The sequence below is a fragment of the uncultured Ruegeria sp. genome (assembly GCF_947489545.1).
Lineage (GTDB): Bacteria > Pseudomonadota > Alphaproteobacteria > Rhodobacterales > Rhodobacteraceae > Ruegeria.
Genome location: NZ_CANLDZ010000020.1, coordinates 53,740 through 72,495, shown reverse-complemented (window position 1 = coordinate 72,495; position 18,756 = coordinate 53,740). Strand labels below are relative to the sequence as shown.

Annotated in this window: 8 protein-coding genes and 1 pseudogene; 1 reads left to right on the top strand and 8 read right to left on the bottom strand. The window is 59.2% G+C overall.

Translation table 11 applies throughout. The features are described from left to right. Positions 1–358 precede the first annotated feature (358 nt). The 6 genes from Q1B13_RS21695 to Q1B13_RS21670 are packed head-to-tail and all read right to left on the bottom strand — an operon-like array spanning position 359 to position 17,603. The gene (locus Q1B13_RS21695) at positions 359–2,230 is read right to left on the bottom strand and encodes a hypothetical protein (RefSeq protein WP_299083753.1); all 1,872 of its coding nucleotides are present in this window, start codon (positions 2,228–2,230) and stop codon (positions 359–361) included. Next, positions 2,223–7,898, bottom strand: a complete 5,676-nt coding sequence (locus tag Q1B13_RS21690; protein ID WP_299083756.1) for a hypothetical protein — start codon at positions 7,896–7,898, stop codon at positions 2,223–2,225. The genes Q1B13_RS21695 and Q1B13_RS21690 overlap by 8 nt, the downstream gene beginning before the upstream one ends. Before the next feature lie 48 nt (positions 7,899–7,946). Continuing rightward, a complete protein-coding gene (locus Q1B13_RS21685; RefSeq protein WP_299083758.1) occupies positions 7,947–11,249 on the bottom strand; it encodes a hypothetical protein in 3,303 nt (1,100 codons plus the stop codon). Beyond that, a complete protein-coding gene (locus Q1B13_RS21680; RefSeq protein ID WP_299083761.1) occupies positions 11,246–14,635 on the bottom strand; it encodes a DUF6603 domain-containing protein in 3,390 nt (1,129 codons plus the stop codon). The genes Q1B13_RS21685 and Q1B13_RS21680 overlap by 4 nt, the downstream gene beginning before the upstream one ends. Further along, positions 14,628–16,190 (bottom strand): hypothetical protein, encoded by a 1,563-nt coding sequence (locus tag Q1B13_RS21675; RefSeq protein WP_299083763.1) that lies wholly within the window; start codon positions 16,188–16,190, stop codon positions 14,628–14,630. The genes Q1B13_RS21680 and Q1B13_RS21675 overlap by 8 nt, the downstream gene beginning before the upstream one ends. A gap of 18 nt (positions 16,191–16,208) precedes the next feature. Beyond that, complete coding sequence (locus Q1B13_RS21670) at positions 16,209–17,603, bottom strand: hypothetical protein (protein WP_299083766.1); 1,395 nt, start codon at positions 17,601–17,603, stop codon at positions 16,209–16,211. Between the two features lie 101 nt (positions 17,604–17,704). Here Q1B13_RS21670 and Q1B13_RS21665 point away from each other — a divergent pair. Further along, a pseudogene (locus tag Q1B13_RS21665) lies at positions 17,705–17,830 on the top strand (IS6 family transposase); the annotation flags it as partial. Positions 17,831–17,891: 61 nt separating this feature from the next. Here the strand turns inward: Q1B13_RS21665 and Q1B13_RS21660 are convergent. Both Q1B13_RS21660 and Q1B13_RS21655 read right to left on the bottom strand, forming a co-directional pair. Next, positions 17,892–18,125 carry a hypothetical protein gene (locus Q1B13_RS21660; RefSeq protein WP_299083769.1) on the bottom strand — a complete coding sequence of 78 codons (234 nt, stop codon included), beginning with the start codon at positions 18,123–18,125 and terminating at the stop codon, positions 17,892–17,894. A gap of 235 nt (positions 18,126–18,360) precedes the next feature. After that, complete coding sequence (locus Q1B13_RS21655) at positions 18,361–18,657, bottom strand: hypothetical protein (protein ID WP_299083772.1); 297 nt, start codon at positions 18,655–18,657, stop codon at positions 18,361–18,363. Positions 18,658–18,756 lie beyond the last annotated feature (99 nt).

Here is an 18,756-nt window from a genome sequence, read left to right as displayed (position 1 = left end):
GTCTCGATGACGGCAGCGCGCGCAAAGTGAAACAAGGATTTATCAATAGACTAGGCTGCACAATAGCCGTTTAGCGGTCTGTTTATCCCGTTTCGATTGGGTTTTCGTGCACCATGGCACACTGCTGACCACCTGCAGGCCAAAGCCAGTAGAGCGAAAATGGCTCCCATTGAAAATTCGACAAATTGATTAATTTGTGTGAGCGTTTCATGAATAGAATACTTGAACACTTGCAGAAATATGAATCTGGAATTTGATGGTCTGGCGAAGGTTTGGTTTTGCCGCAAAGAGGACCTATCGACGCGATGGGTGCGACAGACCTGCAACAAGTGCGCACTCGTTACAATCAAAACTAGCTTCAGCGACGCTTGCGCCGCAGCTGATCAAAGCGCAGGCCACTGGACTTTTCGCCGCGGCCGGTCTGTTTGCGCACGCCCAGCCAGGTGAACACTTCGCCGCCATACCACCTTGTGCGTTGAAAGCTCTGACTGATCTTGGCACCTGCGCGGGGCACTTCCTCTTCGTGCAAATCATACGGATCGCCACTGCCCAGATTGTGGCGCAGCAACGCAGTGCGCGGACGGATCGGTTCGGGCGGGTTTGGATCGCCGTCGATCAGGCGGGGCATAGCGGCCCGGCGTAGCTGGATTTCGCGGGTACTGCCGGGTACATGTACCGGCACAAAGGGGATCCAGTTTTCCGGGACGCGAGTCATCACGCGGTAACGCCACGCGGCGTCGTTTTCCAGCGGATCGGGGGGGTCGGGCAAGGGGCCGTCATCTTCGACCAACCTTTTGAAATAGCGCCGGGTTTCGTGTCCGGTACGGCGTCCGAAGCGGCTTTGACCATGCGGCAACGGCACCCGAGTTTCGATACCCCAGACCATGTTCGCCACCTCGTCGCGGATCAACTCGGCGGCCTCTAGCGGACGACCTTCGTGGATTTTCGGTGCCGAAGGGATCACAAGCAGACTGGTATCAGCCGGAATGTCATCCGAGCCGCGCGTCGCCAGGTTATACATCGACCAACGCTGCCAATCCTCGTCATCGCCTTTGCCCGCCGCCTCAATCCACAATCGTTCGCCAAAGACGTTTGTCACGCTCAACCCCCGCACCTTGGACAAGGTACCTGCAGGCATCGTCAGCGGCAGCATGAACCAATCATTGGCGTAGACCAGCGCAAACTCCATCACCAAAAGCTTGTTGATCTCGGTCGTGTCAGGATCCACGTCGCCGAAATTGGTGCTGCCGTCCTCGAACCGCCACCAGCGCGTGTGCGGCATACCTTCAAAGCTGATCGGAGTGGGCAGGAAGCTCGACGTGGTCGCGTCCAGAACATCAGCCGGTGCCGGGGCATCCGCAACCGGACCAAGCCCGTTGCCGCCCGGTTCGAAATCCAGATTATACCAATCCAGATGGCCGTGATAATACTCATCCGCCGTTAGATGGGCCTCATCACCGCCGTGAATAGGCGCCGATGTATCAAAGGAATACTCTAGCTTAGGTGGTTGCCAGGCATCACCGACCCCTTCGTCAGGCTGATAAAACAACCGTTCATACCAGGCAAGGAACACCGCCTCGGCATCCTCGATGGGTCCGGCACTCGCCGCATTGTCTAGCGTAATCCGGTCATGCGCATGCTGGCCGGGCGTGCGCAACCAAAGCAGCAGCTCATAGCCGTCCATTGCCCGGCCCGCCAACGCCGAGACCGCTTGCCAACTGTCCAGATGCGCGCAGACGGCGGCATCTGCGGACACCGACGGGTCAGGTTCGTCAAAGCCGAACTCATTGATGAATTTCTGCCGCAAGCCGACTTCAATCCCGTCAACGAGTTTAAGCCAACGGCGGCCCATTTCGGCACGGATATCGATTGCCATTGGTTGCGCGCCCGCTTCAAAGGGGATCGGGCGCTGTTCCACTTTGGCCTCAAGCGGGACATCGTCATCGAAGGCTTCGGCATCATGGCCGCGCGGACGATACTTGGTCAGCTGAGAGGTTTCAAAATGCACCTTGGCCGTGACCGGTGATCCCGCGTCGTCGCCCTTGAATTCGCCCATCTGCCATTGCTTGGTCAGCATCCACAGCGCATCGCGAACTTCGGCCTGAAGCGCACGATCGAAATCATGCCGGCGCGGCCGCCCTTCCAGACGGTTCCATAAAGTGACCGTCGGCAATGTCCGTTTGGCGGTGAACACCGCCTCGATATTCGAAAGGGCAACGAAATCATTCATCACTGTTTCCTTGTGCAATATTGGCCATGACGGCAGAAAAATTGTTGTTTTCCGCAAAGTTGAGCGCCGCCGTCAGCGGATAGAGGGTCACAGCTGAGATCACTGCGGGCAGGAACCGCCCATAGCCAGTGGTGTCGATATGGTCCGGTTCAATCGCCCGTTTGCGCGCCAGATCCATGGTTTCCAGTACGCTGTCCACCAGATCGTCCCAGCGCCACGCCCCGGTGAATTCGGCAGGCAGAGCCAGCAGCAGGCTTTGTGGCGGCTCAGAGTTTGGCCGATCATAGTGGAAAGTCAGGCCGGTATCTTCTGTCCGGCTGGGTATGGTCTCGGTCATTTCGTCCAGCAACAACCCGGCCTGATCTTGCGTTTCGTCGAAGGGCACCGCGTAGTGGGCGGTATAAAGCAGCTTGTCTTCGTCGATCACCAGATCGCTGCCATCCGGCAAGGTCTGCGGATAATCAAGCGCCAGCCAAGGCAGATCGGGCCGGTGCGGAAATTGCAGCGGCTGCAGCGCCGGATCGGCGGTGCCAAAGGCCTCGGTCAATTGGGTGACGGTCTCAAAGGCGCCGATTTTGTCCCGGACCCGGGCAAAACCGGTCATGAAATCATCCACTGGGAAGGGTCGGCCCAGCGTGGTTTCCTGATAGGACAGGATCGCGCGATCGGCTGTAGCCCCCAACCCCCAGGCTGCGCGCCATTCGGCCCCTTGAAGGGGAGGCAGGGCAAAGCTGGGCACCATCTGGAAATCGTCGCCAAAGATCGCCTGCGCAGCCTTGGTCCGGTCTTCAACCTGTCGCCGTGGATCAGTTTGCGAATCCGCTTGGGTCATCAAAGCGTCCACCGCTTCCAGGCGCGTCGTCATTTCAGCGGCCATGCCCGCCGCACGGCTTGCCATGTCAGTGGCCAATGTGACAATGCCGGTGACATGAGCGCTCAGGTCCAGCGGCTCGGTGTCGAAATCCGCCAAGGTCGCAAGCCGTGCCTCGATGGCGTCATGCAGGCCGGAAGCGGTGTCCTGTGCTGGGCCAATCGCTGCCAGCGCGTCGCGTCCGGCGACGAAAGCGGGGCGCGCAGTGTTCACCAGATCGTTGCGATAAGCATCCGGGTCGGCGGGTTGCGGGTCGGTGTTGGTGGCTGCGATCAGCCGCTCGGCCAGGATCAGTGTTTCGAATTTAGCATTGTCGCCCGCGCCGGGATCTCCGTCAAAGGTAGCGATCGCCGCATCGAACTCGGCCAGCCGGTCATCCAAGCGCTGCACCCGGTCGGTGAGCGTGGTTTGCAGCCCTGCAAAGATCCGGCTCCGGTCGCCATAGATCACCCCGGTTCCGGCCTCCAATTGCGCAAAGGGCTGCGCCGCAAGAATAGCGGTCACGAAATCGTCGGCGGTGACATCAATCTGTGTCACGATTTGGGCGGTGGGCTGCGGGTCGGCGTCGATTTGTGCCGACAACGCAACCGCAAAACTATCCAGATCGTCTCGCGCCGCAGCCATGGCTGTTCGGTTCAGGGCAATGCGTTGTGGATCAAGCGAGACACTCACGTCCTGTGTCTCGGTTGCCTCGTCTTGCAGGGCCATGTCGGTTGGTCGCAGCGGGCGCGATTCAAGCAACATCCGACGCAAAGGTTTGATCATCGCCGTCAATTCAAAGAACGGCACATGCCCGGCCAGCGTACCAATACGGCGGCGATAATGGATCGTCATCGCCACATCCGGGCGCGGGGCATGAGTGCGGATCACATGCGCCTCTATCATGTCATCCAGCGCCTTGCCCGCCCGATCATCATCGGGGTCGAGCACGTACAGCATGTCCAGTGGAGCCAGTCCCAGGTCGGCCTGACTGACCTCGTGTTCAGCAAGCGATGCACCATCCGGCCCGATCAACTCGACAACACAGGCAACGCGCCCGGCATCGGGCAGCACCCCGGCCAGCCAGGCGTCCAGCGCCGGTTCACAGCGCGCACGCGGCGAAATGCGGGCGGCATCGGCCGGATCCAACGCCACCGGCAGATGCAGCGCAACGCGGTGCGTCAGGTTCACACCGGTGCGCGGCGTGCGGATCACATCGGGCGTAACCGGGAATTTACCTTTGGAATAGGTGTTCAGAACAGCGCCTGCCCTGTCGTAATTACCCTGCACCACCTGATGCACACTTTCGGCCATTGCCAGATCGGCCACGGCATCGGCAATATCCAGAAGACGTTTTGCCTCATCACTGATTGCGGCGGCTTGCGCCGGGCTTGCCGGAGGCAGATCATCACCCAGTCCAAATGGGTAGTCCTGCGCACCGTCTTTCAGGTGATCAACGAATTCCAGCCCATCAATCACATTGCGCGCCTCGACCTTGCGAATGCTGATCGCCTTGCCTGAGCGGGTCGGTCGCAGCCGGTCCCCGGCCAGCGGGAACACTTTGCGCAAATCGTAGATGAACTCATCCACCTCGACATCGTGACGGTCGTGCAAGCCACGTTCGAACTGATACCCCAGCAGAGCGGCAAGGTTTTGGTCGGCCTTCATCCCTTCGATGATCGACAACGCCATACGCACACGTTCGGATGTCAGGTTCACCGCCAGACTCTCGGGATTGCCCGGGGTTGCGTTGGATACATAGCCATTGCGCAGGACCGCCGCTGTCACCGCATGGTTCAACGATGGCGCGTGGATATATCCCTGGTTCTTGTCATCGCGGGCCAGTGGCGGCGCGTCCGGTGTGTTGAAGATTGCCCCCAGCTCACCGTCTAGACGCACAGGCTCCAGATTCTTGAACTCGGGCCGCACGTCTTCAAGATATCCCCAAGCGCCAACATATAGCCCGGTTTGCACGCCGGTTTCGCCCCGGTCCAGCTCTCCGTCACCATCCAGATCAACAGGCGCCGAATAGCGCATCTGCTCAAGCTGCGCGCTCATCAACCCGCCATACCAAGCGTCCAATCGGTACGTGCACAAATCCAAATGCTCGGCAAAGCACCGTTCCAATGCGGCGGTGGGCCGCCCACTTAGATGATCCAGTGCGCGCAACTGACGGCTCAGATAGGCCGTGGCCGTCATCGTGTTCATCACCGTCGGGATGAAATCGCCAATGCGCCGATCAGCCACTCCTGTGATCGTTGCCTCGCGCTGGTACAACCGCGCCCAGCGCGAATTGCCCGCCGCCTCTTGCGCGGGATCGGCCAGCGCGGCCTCGCTCACCTGGATAAATTCCGGCTCACGCCGGGCTTGTCGCGCTTCAATCGAGGTCATCAATCCGGCATTGACGAACAGTTGCACGCTGGTCTCGACATAGCTTAAGTCCAGCGCGTGGCGCATCATGTGATACAACAACGCGCGGGGCCGCCCATCGGCGAAGCCCTCTTGCTTGCGCAGCGTGTCATGAGAGGTCGCCGCCGCCTCACGCAGCCAAGCCAGATAATTCTGCCCGGTATCGGTATAGGCGCGGATCGCATCCGTTTCCGACAGCGCCACATCATCGATCAGCGGCCCGCTCAGATTATTGGGCGCGCGGGTGAAGTACTTTTCCAGAATGGACGGGATTTCGGCGTCTTCCGCATTGGGGTCATAGCCGTATTCCCTTAGCAAATTCAGCCCACTGGTAGCGTATCCCAGTGCAATGACAAGCGCGAGCAACCCGCCACCTGCCCCGCTCAGCCGCATCCGGTTATACAGTTGTTGCAAGCTCTCGGCATAGCGCTGCTGAAACTCGACGGAACCGGGATGCAACCCCAGAACATCCAACAACACCTGCTGTGGGTCAGTGGTGCCAGGCTTGCCGATGAAAGACACGCGATCCAAAAGCGGCTCAAGATCACCCTCGAACTGCCGCATCATGCCATACAGGCGGAGCAGGAATGGATCGCCCCCAAGCGCACTAGTGTTCACACTGGCCGCACCAATCGGATCGCGGTGTCGCGGCGCCATCCATCGCAGGCGTGATCGAGGTGTGACCGGCAAGATACCATAGGGTTGTCGCCCAACACGGATCGCCGGGATATTGCCGCGCGCCGTCACATGCCGGTTGAAGAAATCGCGCAGCCGCCGGATCGTCGCATCCTCAAGCACAGGTTGCAGCTTCGTGTCACAGAAATAGCCAAGCGTTGCAGGCCACAGCGCCACATTCATCGCCTTGGCATCGCAGATATCGGTGCGCCCGTAATGCGGGATCACGCGCAACGCCCCCGGGTCAAGTCCCAGCATCTCGGCCAACCAACGCCCATCGGTTTTGTCATACCAACCTGCGGGGTCGGGCGGGGCTGCGCCAAAATAGTGATCAAAACTGACATCGGGATCTTCGCGCCAGTTGTAATCCGAGGCAGCGCTTTCCACGTTGTTTGTGGGCCGTCCCTGCGGCAGTATCGTAAAGCCGGATTTGGACCGGTGATGGCGGCTGATCAGGTCTTCCATCCCGGCACGACCTTCCTCGGCATCATCGCGCAGGCGCATGCCCAAGATCAGAACCTTGTCGAATCCACGGCGAAATGCCACCGGATCCAGCGGGATGCGAAAGCCCATGCCAACCGAAACGGCCCTATCAAAGTCGGTGAGCCATTCCATTTCATCGCCGACCTTTAGATCATCACCATCAGGGCGGATCTGTTCATCCTCTTCGGCCTGTGGATCTGGGGCCACCGCCAGATCCGGCTGGATCGGTGCGCCCAAGTGTTCCTCGGTCACTTCGCCATCATTGAGACCCATGAATACCAGACGATCCGGCAACAGCCGCGCGCGTGGTGTTGTGGCCCAGCCCTGCAGCCGCAATCCGGCATCCTCGTCGGTGGGGAAATGCAGAAAGGCGACCTGCACCTGCACATCCGCACGGGCCACGCCCTCGGGCGGAGTGTCCGCGAGGTTGGTAGGAATGTAGCTTTCGCGTAACTCCTGGGCGCGCGCCGCATTTGTTGCAGCCTCCAGCGCGCTCAGCGCAGCGGCTTGCGCAGCAAGGTCTTCGCCTGCAGTCCAGGTTGCGGCCCAATACGTCCGCAGGGCATCGGCCTCGGCAGGGCCCAGCGGAGAGCGGGTCGGGATGGTCAGGACGATCCATGCGCCGGTTTCAGGCGGATCCGGGCGGTCGGCTTCGTTCAGCGGCATGTAGGCCTGCGTGATCCAGTGAGATCGCCCAGCGCCCTGCCCGGCCATCATCACAGCCCAGGCGCCACGCTCTTGTGCTTCGACATCCCCTGCTGCCCAAATCCCGGCCCAATAGGCGCGCGCGCTTTGCGCTTCGGTATCTGACGGCGTGTCTTCGAAACTGTCGACCGAGAAATCGTCGGGGTATACCCGCACCCAAAGCTGCCCAGTGTCACCATCGGTCTCATCCGCTGGTTTGAATCGCGTTTCAATACGCAACGGCACCAGACAGATGGGAATACGGTCGTTCAGATTGGAGATACGCTCGCGCGGGTGTACGGCGGCGAACTGCGCCACCAGGTCCCTTTCAATCAGACGCGCCTCTGCAAGGCGCGCCCGTCGATCTGTCACGACCGCTTCGTGCTCGGCAAGGCGCGCGTCCAGCTCTGCGGCTGCATCCGGGTTCTCACCGCCACGCCCTTGCAGCCAACGGGCACGACCGCTGCGTTCCAAAGCCGCGCGTGCAGATCGCAATGCGCAATCCTGATTTTCAACCTCGGCGTGGGCAGCGGCAAGCTCGACTTGGCGGTCTTCGAACTCAGACATGGCCCCTCCCCCGCGCATTCGCGCTGTATGTTATGCCAACCTGTCCGCTCATTCCGGCAACATCTCGGCGGCATGCACACCCACCAGAACCGGCACCTGATAGAGGATATAGGCCAGTTCGGCGGCATTCATCTGCGGACGCCATTCGATCTGCAGGTCTTCGGGATGCTGGGTGACGACGAATGTGTTGGCATCATCGGGCGGCGCGCTTAGGTTCAGCGTTGGCGTACCCGCGCCGATTTGCAGGAACCCGTCATCGGCTGCCGGATCAAACACGTCGGGCCAGGCCAGATCGTTCCACGTCACCAGATCGCCCGCGCTTTCGATATCCAGTCCAAAACGTGGCTCGCCCGGGCGTTCCTTGATTACAAAGAACCAGCCAGGATCTTCGTCGCCTTCTTCGCCCGTACCGCCTTGTGCTTCTGAGGCTGTCAAATCAAACCCGATAAAGGTGATATCAGGTGGCGCTTTCGCCTCATAGAGCGGCGTTCGGACAAGATCCTCTTCGCTGCCTACCGTTTCGAATTCGCGCGGGTTGAAGCGGTCAATCTCGCCCTCTTCGGTTAACCGCCAGCGGGCGCGCTGCGCATAGATCACCGCGTTTGGGTATTTCTTCAAAAGCTCGCCCCGGATCACTAGAACGACCTCTTCCTCGTCATCCCCGGGTTCTTCGCGGTGGTCGTGATCACCCAGATCACTGAACCGCGACCAGAGGTGAATGGGCGGAATATCCCTAAGTTTCTCGCGCAATTCCTCTGCGCTCAGCCCATCGCGGTCCAGAACGCCGGCCGGGTCCCAAAACTGACGAAAATAGCTGCCGCGCTGATCTGTTGGGTATTCGCGCCATAAAAGCTCGGCACCCATGGCGACGTTCAGGCCCAACATATAGGCCTCGATAAAGCGCTGATTGGTCTCAAGCAGGGTGATCGTGTTGGGCGGGATCTTGTCGATATTGGGCAGGAAATTGTCCCCCGGCAGCGCCAGCAACGGCTCGTACATGGGGATATCGAATTCCGGGTAGGCCATCGCCTCGCGGAAGATTTCAAAATTCAGCGCCACAATATGGGCAGGGAAGGTGATGCCAGTATAGGTGAAGTCCGGGATCGTAACCTTGGGATCCAACCCGGTATAGACCGATCCGACGATCGCCGGAATGTCGATCGGGTCACGCTGCGGAAACTGACCGATGCTGGCGCTGACATCCAGCAGCGCATGCACATCTTTCAGCGCCCCTTTGAAACGGATCGCCTCGGGGCTGTCCGAGGTTCCGGGCACCAGTTCGGGCAATTCGGGTACAGTTCCGGTCAGGGGCGGGACGTCCGCCAGTTCAAAGTCGGGATACTCGGGCAGCGCATCAATGACCTCGGGCGCATTGCCTTCGGGCAGTACCGCATCTGCAATCTCGCGCGCCCTTTGCAGCCGCTCGATCAGGATATAGCCGGCGACGCCCAAAGCTATGGCAATCAGCGCTGGCAGCCAAAGCGCCAGCAGTAGAAACAGCAGCGCAATCAGCGCAAAGATCCCCAGCACGATCCATTTCAGAAACGGGTTTCGCAACACGTCTTCGGGGATTGGCAGCCCGCCCAACGGGCCATCTTGTTCAAGCTCTTCGGCCAGCTCTTCGACAGTCGGCAAACCTTCTGGTGTCACGCGCGGAGGCGCGGCGCTGATTTCGCCGCTGTTGACCCGGTCCACCAAATCCTCCGGGCCTTTTGGGTTGTCAAACCCCAGCTCGGCGGCAACATGATCGCGCGGTCGCAGGATACGCCGCATCGTAGGCGACAAGATTGCGCTTGGCACCGTGCTTTGCCGCAGCTGATGCCGTACGTTCACCCCTTGCGACAGCACCCGCCGCTGCACCGGAGCGGTCAGGTACAGCGCCCGCTGCGTACTCAGATCGCGCACGCCGCCCAGGCTGCTGCCATACCAAGCGCCCGTGGCAACCTGTGCCATCTGAGCCAGTCGGATGCGTCGGTTAGCGGCAATGATATCGCCCACCTGTTCCCAGGCGGCGTCCATGTATTCTTCCTGGTTCTTCTCCAGCACCTTAGTGCCAAACCCCGCCGCGACGCGGAAGCGCGGATCCAGGTTGACCTCATGCAGCCAGTTTTCATCGGGTGTGATCGGATCACCATCGGCCTCTGACAGCAAACGATCTTGCAACGCGTGCCAGCGCCCATACAGCGGCGGCGTGATCAGCGGATCGGGATCGCCGTTCTGCTGATAATCGTCGGCTAAGTTGATGAAATCGGCCAACCCGGTCTGGAACGCATGTGGAAATGGCTGGTCCCAATCTTCATACGCCTGGCGTTCCGCCTCTTCATCGTCATCCAGCGCTTCGTCTGGCACTTTCAGCGCACCGCCAAGGCGCAACACTCCGTCCAGTTCCGGGATCGCAATCCCCGGCAGGTTTGCACCGGGGCGCTGCACATCCATGTCGCGCCGACCCAGCCGGGGGTCTGGCGGGCGCGGTTGTAAAAGACGCACGAGGTATTCGAAATCACCAATCTCGCCGGTTTTGAAATACCAACGGTGATAGAAGGGGTAGAGCCCCGGCACTGGTCGGCCGGTATAATTGGCCCAGGCCGCCTGCGTTGCAAAGCGTTCGGCATTGCCATCATCGGGCGGCAGGCCAAGCCCTGCAAGCCTCCCGCTTTCAAAACTGGGCATCAGGAACGCATGATAGCCGGTATCCGGCGCAAGGCGGCGCGGTGAAATAATGCGGGAATAGGCGTGGTCCGCATTGGATTTCAACACATTTTCAAGCCGGGTGCCCGCCATATCCCCATCGGTGGAACGTGTTGTGCCGTCAGACTTAATCAGATCGCGGTTCACATGCACGTGGGCCCATCCCCAAAGCTGATCCTCGGGGGGAAAGGTGGTCTCGGTGGCAGCGCCCAATTCGATGGCGGGTAAGGGGCGCGCCGCATTGATGCCCGCCTCGCTGAATTCGTCATCGCGCAGTACCACAAGGATGATCCAAGGACGAAGCCGGTGCAGCGCCAGATCTGGCGCTGCGGGCGTGTAGCGCCATGGGAAATCTTCTTCGTAGAACTCGATATACGGCAGATAGTTGGGTTCGAAATTGGTGATGTTAGCGCGTGGCTCGACCTTGACGATGGCGCTTTGATTGATGCCAACGACGTCACCCGGGCCGTAGAGTTCAACGTCACGGGTGACATTGGCGGTCAGATCTGTGTCGCCTTCGACCGGCTCACCCGTCAGCTCCAGCGCGACCTGCATTGTTGCGCGGGCCGTGACGGACGGGTCCATATCCGCACTGGAGATGTTGTTAGCCATGCCTAAACGTAGCCACGGCAGGAAGGAATATGTGCCAAGCGTGTCGCTCATGCCGCCTGCCTTACTTCATGACCACGCAGCACATGGGCCTTGCCGGCGAATTCCGGATCAGCCTGGGTCTGTTGGTTCATGAATTCCTGTGCCCTTGCCTGACTGAGGAACACGACCTCACCTACGTCTTCAAGCGGTGTGTTGTCGGCCAGATTGGCCACCACATAGGCATTGGGCGAAACCGCGATCTTTTCATCCAGCAGATGCTTGCGCGTCTTGGAACGGATCGACATCGGTGCCTGCGCCACCGCATTGCCGCCAAGGAAATGAGTGAACAGACCCGCAATCAGTGTGACAATCCCCATCAGGAACGGACGGAACGCTTTGTCGATTATGATCGTCTCATAGCGCACGACGCGTTTGGTCATCAGGCTGGTCTTGGTCTGATTGCCGGTAACCGACAGTTCTACACCTGCCTCTTCCATCTCGAAATCTGACGATTTCAGCTTTTGATCATCGCTCAGATCCTGGAATTGCCCGATGGCAAAGCTCTCGTCGATCCGACCCCGCCGTTCGATGCCTATCGTGGCGGTCTCAATGCTGAACCTGTTGGCATCGTCAGGGCGCTGATTACCGATCTTGTCCAGCGTCAGCCCCAGCGGCACCGCGCGCTGTGTGATGGACAGGCTGCCCACCGGGTGCAGCACCAGTTCGGTCTGCGCATCGACCGTGCGCAGCGACACCAGCAGCGCATTGGCATTTTCCAGCTTGGCGGTCCAATTCTCCACTTTCTCGAATTCGGCCGCTAGGATCGGCATCACCGAGATCGGCGGCAACTTGGTGTCCTCCTTGTCGCCCCAGGTCTTCGAGAAATCCACATCCACATCCCAGAACAGGACCGAAATGCTGCCCGTGCCCTCGATGTGCCAGGGTGATGTCCCTTCAAGCGAGCCGCGGAAGCGGACTGAAAACAACCCAGCGCCAAATAGCTTTACCGACAGCGAGGCAGAGATGGTAATGTTGAAATAGAAGGGCGAGAACTGGAACAGCGCATCAAAGGCGATATGCCCTTCGATGCTGGCAATCTTGATGCCGAAATACAGCGTGGCGCGGGCACCAAACTGCACCGTGTTGGAGGTGACCGCGAAGTAAGCCGTCACAATTACCTTGGCCACCGGTGTGTTCAGCACGTTGATGGCGATCCGGGGAATATCCTGAAACGGTAGCGCCGGTGGGTTGTAGATCGGGTGGAAACCGCCCACTGAGACCACGAAATTGCTGTCGTCTCCGAAGGCCGCCAGAACTCCCATGCCACCTTCCAGCGTCATGTAAATTACGCGGCTGTCATAGAGCGCCGCAAAGAACCAACCGCGTTTTTTGTCAAACTCGATGGCGCCCATGAAGGCGACGTTGATGATGATCAGCGGCACGCGTTCGTCCGGGATCGCCACCGTCAGCTTGCCAACAATCGCCACATTGCCTGGAATCTCGATCAGGATCCCAAGGGACAGGCTGATCAGCGTCGGCGTGCCCCAACCGAACTTGGCCATGGGCCCGATCAGGAACACGTCCTCTTCAATCGGGAAGAAGGTGCGCAGATCGGAAATGATCCGCGGTGCATTGGCTATGACATCCTGTGGGAACAGGATGGTGTCGATGCTACCAGATCTGGCCCCAGCCACCAGCGCATCCAGATCCATCGACCGGTTCAGCCCGACAAGCCCGCCAACCCCGAGAAGGGTAAACCCAAAGCCCAACTGAATGCCCGGATTGAACTCGACCGAGATGATCGCCAAAAATGCGAACCCGTCCGATCCGTCGGGCATCTTGGTGTTGATAATACCGATTGCCGTAACCTCGACGATCTCGAGAATGGCCAGTTGCAGCACGCCGGAATATTCACCCCGGTCAGGATCGATGCGCAGATACCCGCCACCGCGAACCGCACCTGCGTCGATAGAAACGCCGACACCCACAGGCGGCTTGAAGCCGACACCAAAGTCCAGCGGACCAAGATTGCCCTGCCCGTCCTCGGCAATCTCGAAATCGGCGGTCATGCCAATCTGTTCAACCACCATCTGCAACGGACCAAGATTACCCTGTATGTCCGTCGCGATTCCAATCGGGAACGAACCGTTGTCGATCCCGACGCTCAGCGTCAGCGCTCCGATCTTCACAACGCCAAGATCCACATGCAGCGGCACCTGCACTTCCAGTGTTGCGCTACCGTGAAAGAACAGACCCTTTTCCGAGGAGAAGCCCATACCGATATCGAAATCGGATTCCAGCTCGATCCCGGACAGAAGTGTGGAAATAAATCCATCGCCTTCGCTGAAATCAATGACGACGCGGCCGCCCTGCACCTCGCCCGCGACAATAACCTCACCATCTGCACCCGCGGCTGAGGCCTGCATCAGCGCCTCAAGCCGAGCCTCGAACTGTCGCGCTTCGACCCGACTGGCATCCGCTTGCCCAATAATTGTGAAGGGCTGGCCATCTGCCGAGCCTGCCGTAAAGACCAGCGCCGCCTTGCCCGCCGCCGACCCTGCCGGCGGCGTAAATGTCACATTGCCCGTCGGGCTGATTGTGGCGCTGAAATCCGGCACGATTTCCGAGGTCAACTCTAGCGCGACCGACCAGCCATCACCGTCGAATGTCGGTGTCCCATCAAAGCCAATTGTGTCATTGAAGCGGATCTCCAACCCCGGAGGAGTCATCGACGTGTCAGCCGAAATCTCGGCCACAACCGCATCCAGAACCGGCGGGTTCACCCCTGTATCAACGATGGCAGGCAACCCATTGCGCGTCAGTTGCCGCCGTAGGATCGGCAACAGCACAGATCCGTCAAAGCCCGGTGTACCCCAGCCGTACTTGTCTGCCATGGCCTGAGCCGGATTGGTCAGCACATCACCCAACCGTTCGAGCGCGATCCGGCGGTGCACGACCTGTTGTCCGCCCACGATGACGGGTTCCAAATCGAACAGGCCGAGCAGTTCCAGCGCCTCGGCACTTCCGGGGCTATTTTCCGCATAACGGATGATCAGAACATCCAGCAGGCGACGCGGCAATTCCGCCAGTTCGGCATTGCTGGCCCCCGGATGAGGTCCCAGAGCCTGCAGCGCTGTGGCAAAGTCGTCAGCGTTTTCGATGAAGGATTTGACGTCTTGACCCAGTTGGATGGCCGTGGACAGGATCGCGCCGAAATCTTCGGCCTCGATATGCTCGATCAGGGTTTCCAACCGCGGCAACAGCACGGCGGCATCCTGCGCCAGTGCCGCGCCCGCGGATTGCAGTGCGCCTTCGGTTTCGACACCGGCGCGCGGCTCGTACCCCATTTCGGCCAGCAGTTCGACAACCTGCCCTTCGCTCAGCCGTTCGCGCACCGGCTGAATGATCCGCGCCAACCAACTGGCCAGGGCTTCGATGGTGCCGGTGTCATCAGCCATCCTGCGTCTCCAGTTTCTGGGCCTCGGGTGCGTGTCTCGTCAGCAGACGCACCCCTTGCGCGGCCGTTGTGACCCGGCCGATCATCGCTTCAAGCTGATCCCCAAAGTTATCCAAATCAGCGCGCAACTCAGGGCTGCCTTCGCGCCACAGCGACATGCGCATGGCTTTGGCCAGCATCAGTGCATCGACCCCGTCCACCTGTTGGGGCAGAGTATATTCCGGTTTCTGCGCGCTACGCACCAGCGCGGCAAGCCAGGCTGGCCCCGCCCCGCGTTGCCAGGCCAATGTGACGCCGCGCTTGCGGTTTACATGTTTCAATACTTCGTATTGGTGCCGTTCAAAAATCTCTCGCCAGGCGCGGCCTTGGGGCGTTGCACTCAGCATCCGGTCCAGCGCTTCGGCCACCTGATCCACGCCCGCGCGGGCGAATGTGACATCACCAATGGCGACCTCTCCGGCACTGGTGTCGATGTCATGATCCAACGCTGCAATCGGCGCCCCGGGCGCAGCCCCCAGCCCAGCGCGGGTTCCCGGAACGGTGATCTGCAGCGCCGTCTCGACATCCTCGATATGACAGGCAAAGCCGAAATGCCGGTTATTGGCTGGATCGTTGAAGCCCAGGCAGTACAGGCCCACAATCTCTCCGGCTTCGTTTACCACTGCCGATCCGCTGTCACCGCTTGTTCCAAACGGGATGGTGTCATCAAAATCACCCGCGGCGGCGTCCCAGGTCACGATCATGATCAGATTGGTAAAGTTGAAACTATCCCCGGCAGGCAGATCAAAATCAGAGTAGTCCACGGCGCCTGTGACGTCTTTGCTGGCATTCACGATGCGACCCAGAGTCCTGTCCGTGGATCGACCCGTCTTGGTCACAAGATCATTGACCTGCGCCCGGCGGATCCCCGTCATCTGGACAGAGTTATCAGTGCCGCCAGTTTCCGTGTTCCGGGTCTTGTTCTCGTGCTTGATCGGACTTTTGCAGCAGCAACTGGAGCCTTCTTCGTCCAACAAGGCAATCGCGCAATCGACCGAGCCGCCGATGCTGCCATCCACAACCTCGCCAACCCGGGTGTCACTGCCCCTTGGTGGTTGCAATGCCTCGTGCGGCTCTCCGGTGATGTCCAGCAGATCCCGGTCTCGGTATAACACGTGGTAGTTGCTCACCAATACCGGTTTGTTGTCGCTGTTGCGCCTTGCGAAAAAGCCCAGGGTGCCCGCGTGATCGGGGCTGGTACTCAGGGACACGCCGGACAGCAGCGGACGCACACGCGTGCTGTCTTCCGGCAAAGGTGGCCCGTCGCTTGGCCGCAGAAAGGCCGGGTTCAGTTCCTCATCCACGTCCGTGCGCAGATTGCCCACAAGCCTCGGCACCACGGCGCCCTTTGGCAACTCGGCTTCGCTGCGTTTCTTGTCCACATAGACGACCACGGCGAGCTCTTGCGTCAAACGCCCGTTCACGCGCCTCAATCCCAAGCCCACATCCGTCACATTCGGCAAGGCACGCAGAATTTTCAGAGCGGGCTTGGCAATCAGATCTTTTGCATATGTCATCTTGCCCCTTTCCCTCGTCTAGCCCGCGTTTCGGGCCGCGGCCTCTTGGGTCGCCTTGATGTTGTGGTAAGCCAGCCAAAGTTCATCGGCTGTCCGACAACCCTGCAATATCGGGATCCAACCGATACCCTCGGCCCGGATATCCGCCTTGAGCGCTTCACTGCCGTGCTGTTCCAGCGCCGTGGCCATCGACAGAAGCAATTGTGTGAAACTGACCCCATCCACGTCGTCTGGCACCCGATAGCTTGTGACCCGAGTGGTACGCTCGAACGCGGCCGCAAAAGCGGGCCCTTGCCCTCTCTGCCACCTCAGACCAACCTCGCGATTGGTCTGGATCAGGTTCCACACTTCATTCCAATGCTGTGCGACCTTGCGACCCAGAAGATCTTGGCTGTCGGTTTCGGCCCACAGCATGGCCTCCCAATCCCGTCTCCGGATGACCCCATCCGATCCGGGCTGCGGCAGCATCGCCACGGCGGGCATCGCCGCTGCGGTGGTGCTTTGCGCGAAAACGGTGATATCCAACGCGGCTTCCACATCGGCGATCGGGTTGGCTACACCGGCATTGCCATTCTGCCCCCAGATCAGTCCGATAACATTATTGTCCTCATCCAGCAGCGCCGAGCCTGAATCGCCCCCTTCCACGAAATTTGGATGCGCTGCATCCGGCGTAACGAAAATCTGATCGGTGAAGCTGAGGCCAGAGTCCGAACTGGTCGTTGCAAAATTGACCATCGATACCGTCCCAGTCGTCAATTCGGTCGTGCGTCCACGCTTTCGAACCGCGTCCCCAACAACGGCGACGTCCGTGCCGGCAATTCCGCCGATCTCGACGACTTCTTGCAAATGCTGGATATCCGCATCAATCGACGCGATTGCACAATCGACTGTGCCACCGATGGACCCGGCCAACACCGCCCCGACCTTGCCAGCCCGGCAACAGCAGCAGCAGCTGAAATCTGGCTGGGCTATTTCAATCCCCGTCGCCGTCGCGCTTTTTCCTGCAAACATCACGTGATGATTACTCAGAGCTACCGTCGCGCCACCCGAATTCTGTGTCGCCAGGCAGCCCAGCGTACCGACGGAACCGGTTCCGTTGCCGATCTGAATACCTCCCCGGATGGGACGATATCGCGAGGTGTCGGACATTGCCTTTGTTGGCGTCCACACGAAGACATCAGTCTCGATTCCATCAATCTCGGAAGGGATCATCTCTTCCGGCGATAATTCGCTTATCGGGCGCTTTTCCTCGACCCCAATGCGCAGCACGATGTCGTCGGTCATCTTGCCATCGGTGACTTTCAACCCAACCGCCACCGTCTTGACACCTGGAATTTCCAGCAGTCGACCTTCGACGCTTTTTAGAAGAGTTTGCACCTGAACTTGGCGCTTTTTTCGGGCGTCCCTATCCATTCAGATACCTTGCCACGACGAAAATAAAGGCCGCAAAAAGAGAAAATAATACCGACGATTGTAAGTCCGACCGCGATTCCATACAACACAAGCGTGCAGTTTCACGACGTCCTAACAAGCCAGCAGCGACAAGGTTCTTCACCCGGATGTTGCAGACAAATGGATTGCCGAGGAAGACTGTGATCAACAAGAGCGGTGCCAACACCGCAGGCATAAAGGCTATCAACTGAGTGCCAAGAGCCTCCAGCAACCTACTCTGTCACTCAGCGATCCCGTGAAGCGTGTAACTTATTTCAAGAAGTCTTTTTGCAAAACGGGGGGAACCGTTTGAGTGTCTCGTTTGTCGGTTTGTTGCTCTTCAAACCCCAATGCAGGCTCGGGCTTACCCGCCCTTTCTAGTTGCGCCGGATTGGCGAATGACAGCGTGAATATGGCAACCAAGACCGCTGCACCTGCGATGAACAACAAGTTTTCTGCAAGCCGTTGGATTTCTGCTTTGGTGGGCATGATTTTCGAGGTCATAGTTTTAATCCTGTTTGATACGGTCAATACGATGGACCGACAGCCCGCAGGGCAGGAAAGACTCCTTGGGATCACGCATCGGAACACGGTGAGTCCGCTTTCGGGAATAAGGCGTTCCCACTTCGTTGGTGTTCTGCCAAACCCGTCAGGAATCGGCCCAACAGACGCGCCGCGGAGACTTTTTCCAACTGGAACCGATAGGCGTGATACCGCAGGACGGCGGCGAGTAGCGTCACTAGCTATGAATTTTCTTTGTGCTACTCTTCATCGCAATATATGGGACGCGGTAGCCTGCAAAGTCAGCAATGTTCGGCAGTTCGCGGGGATTGTGACCAAGTGCGCGGACCAGCTCCGAACGTGTAACGCCTGCATCCTTCAACATGCGTTCATCTCCCGCAAGCAGCCGCTCAATCTCTTTTTTTCTTGCATTTTTGATACGTCTTGCATGTACCCATGATCTAACTCTTGTTGCCCATCCTCTGATTGGATCGCTCACTTGAGTAGCGCTCACACAGTCATTTTCATAAGCCATCTCGAACACTCCATGTCTGCGTCTTCAGACAATATGGGGCTAGACAAGCCATTAACGAAACGAGTAATACTAATCCTAGACATTCATAGAAATTATGTC

Coding starts and splice junctions, on each gene's coding strand:
- Q1B13_RS21685 (WP_299083758.1), bottom strand. CDS start 11,249: ATGAGCGACACGCTTGGCACATATTCCTTCCTGCCGTGGCTACGTTTA.
- Q1B13_RS21660 (WP_299083769.1), bottom strand. CDS start 18,125: ATGACCTCGAAAATCATGCCCACCAAAGCAGAAATCCAACGGCTTGCA.
- Q1B13_RS21680 (WP_299083761.1), bottom strand. CDS start 14,635: ATGGCTGATGACACCGGCACCATCGAAGCCCTGGCCAGTTGGTTGGCG.
- Q1B13_RS21655 (WP_299083772.1), bottom strand. CDS start 18,657: ATGGCTTATGAAAATGACTGTGTGAGCGCTACTCAAGTGAGCGATCCA.
- Q1B13_RS21690 (WP_299083756.1), bottom strand. CDS start 7,898: ATGTCTGAGTTCGAAGACCGCCAAGTCGAGCTTGCCGCTGCCCACGCC.
- Q1B13_RS21670 (WP_299083766.1), bottom strand. CDS start 17,603: ATGGATAGGGACGCCCGAAAAAAGCGCCAAGTTCAGGTGCAAACTCTT.
- Q1B13_RS21675 (WP_299083763.1), bottom strand. CDS start 16,190: ATGACATATGCAAAAGATCTGATTGCCAAGCCCGCTCTGAAAATTCTG.
- Q1B13_RS21695 (WP_299083753.1), bottom strand. CDS start 2,230: ATGAATGATTTCGTTGCCCTTTCGAATATCGAGGCGGTGTTCACCGCC.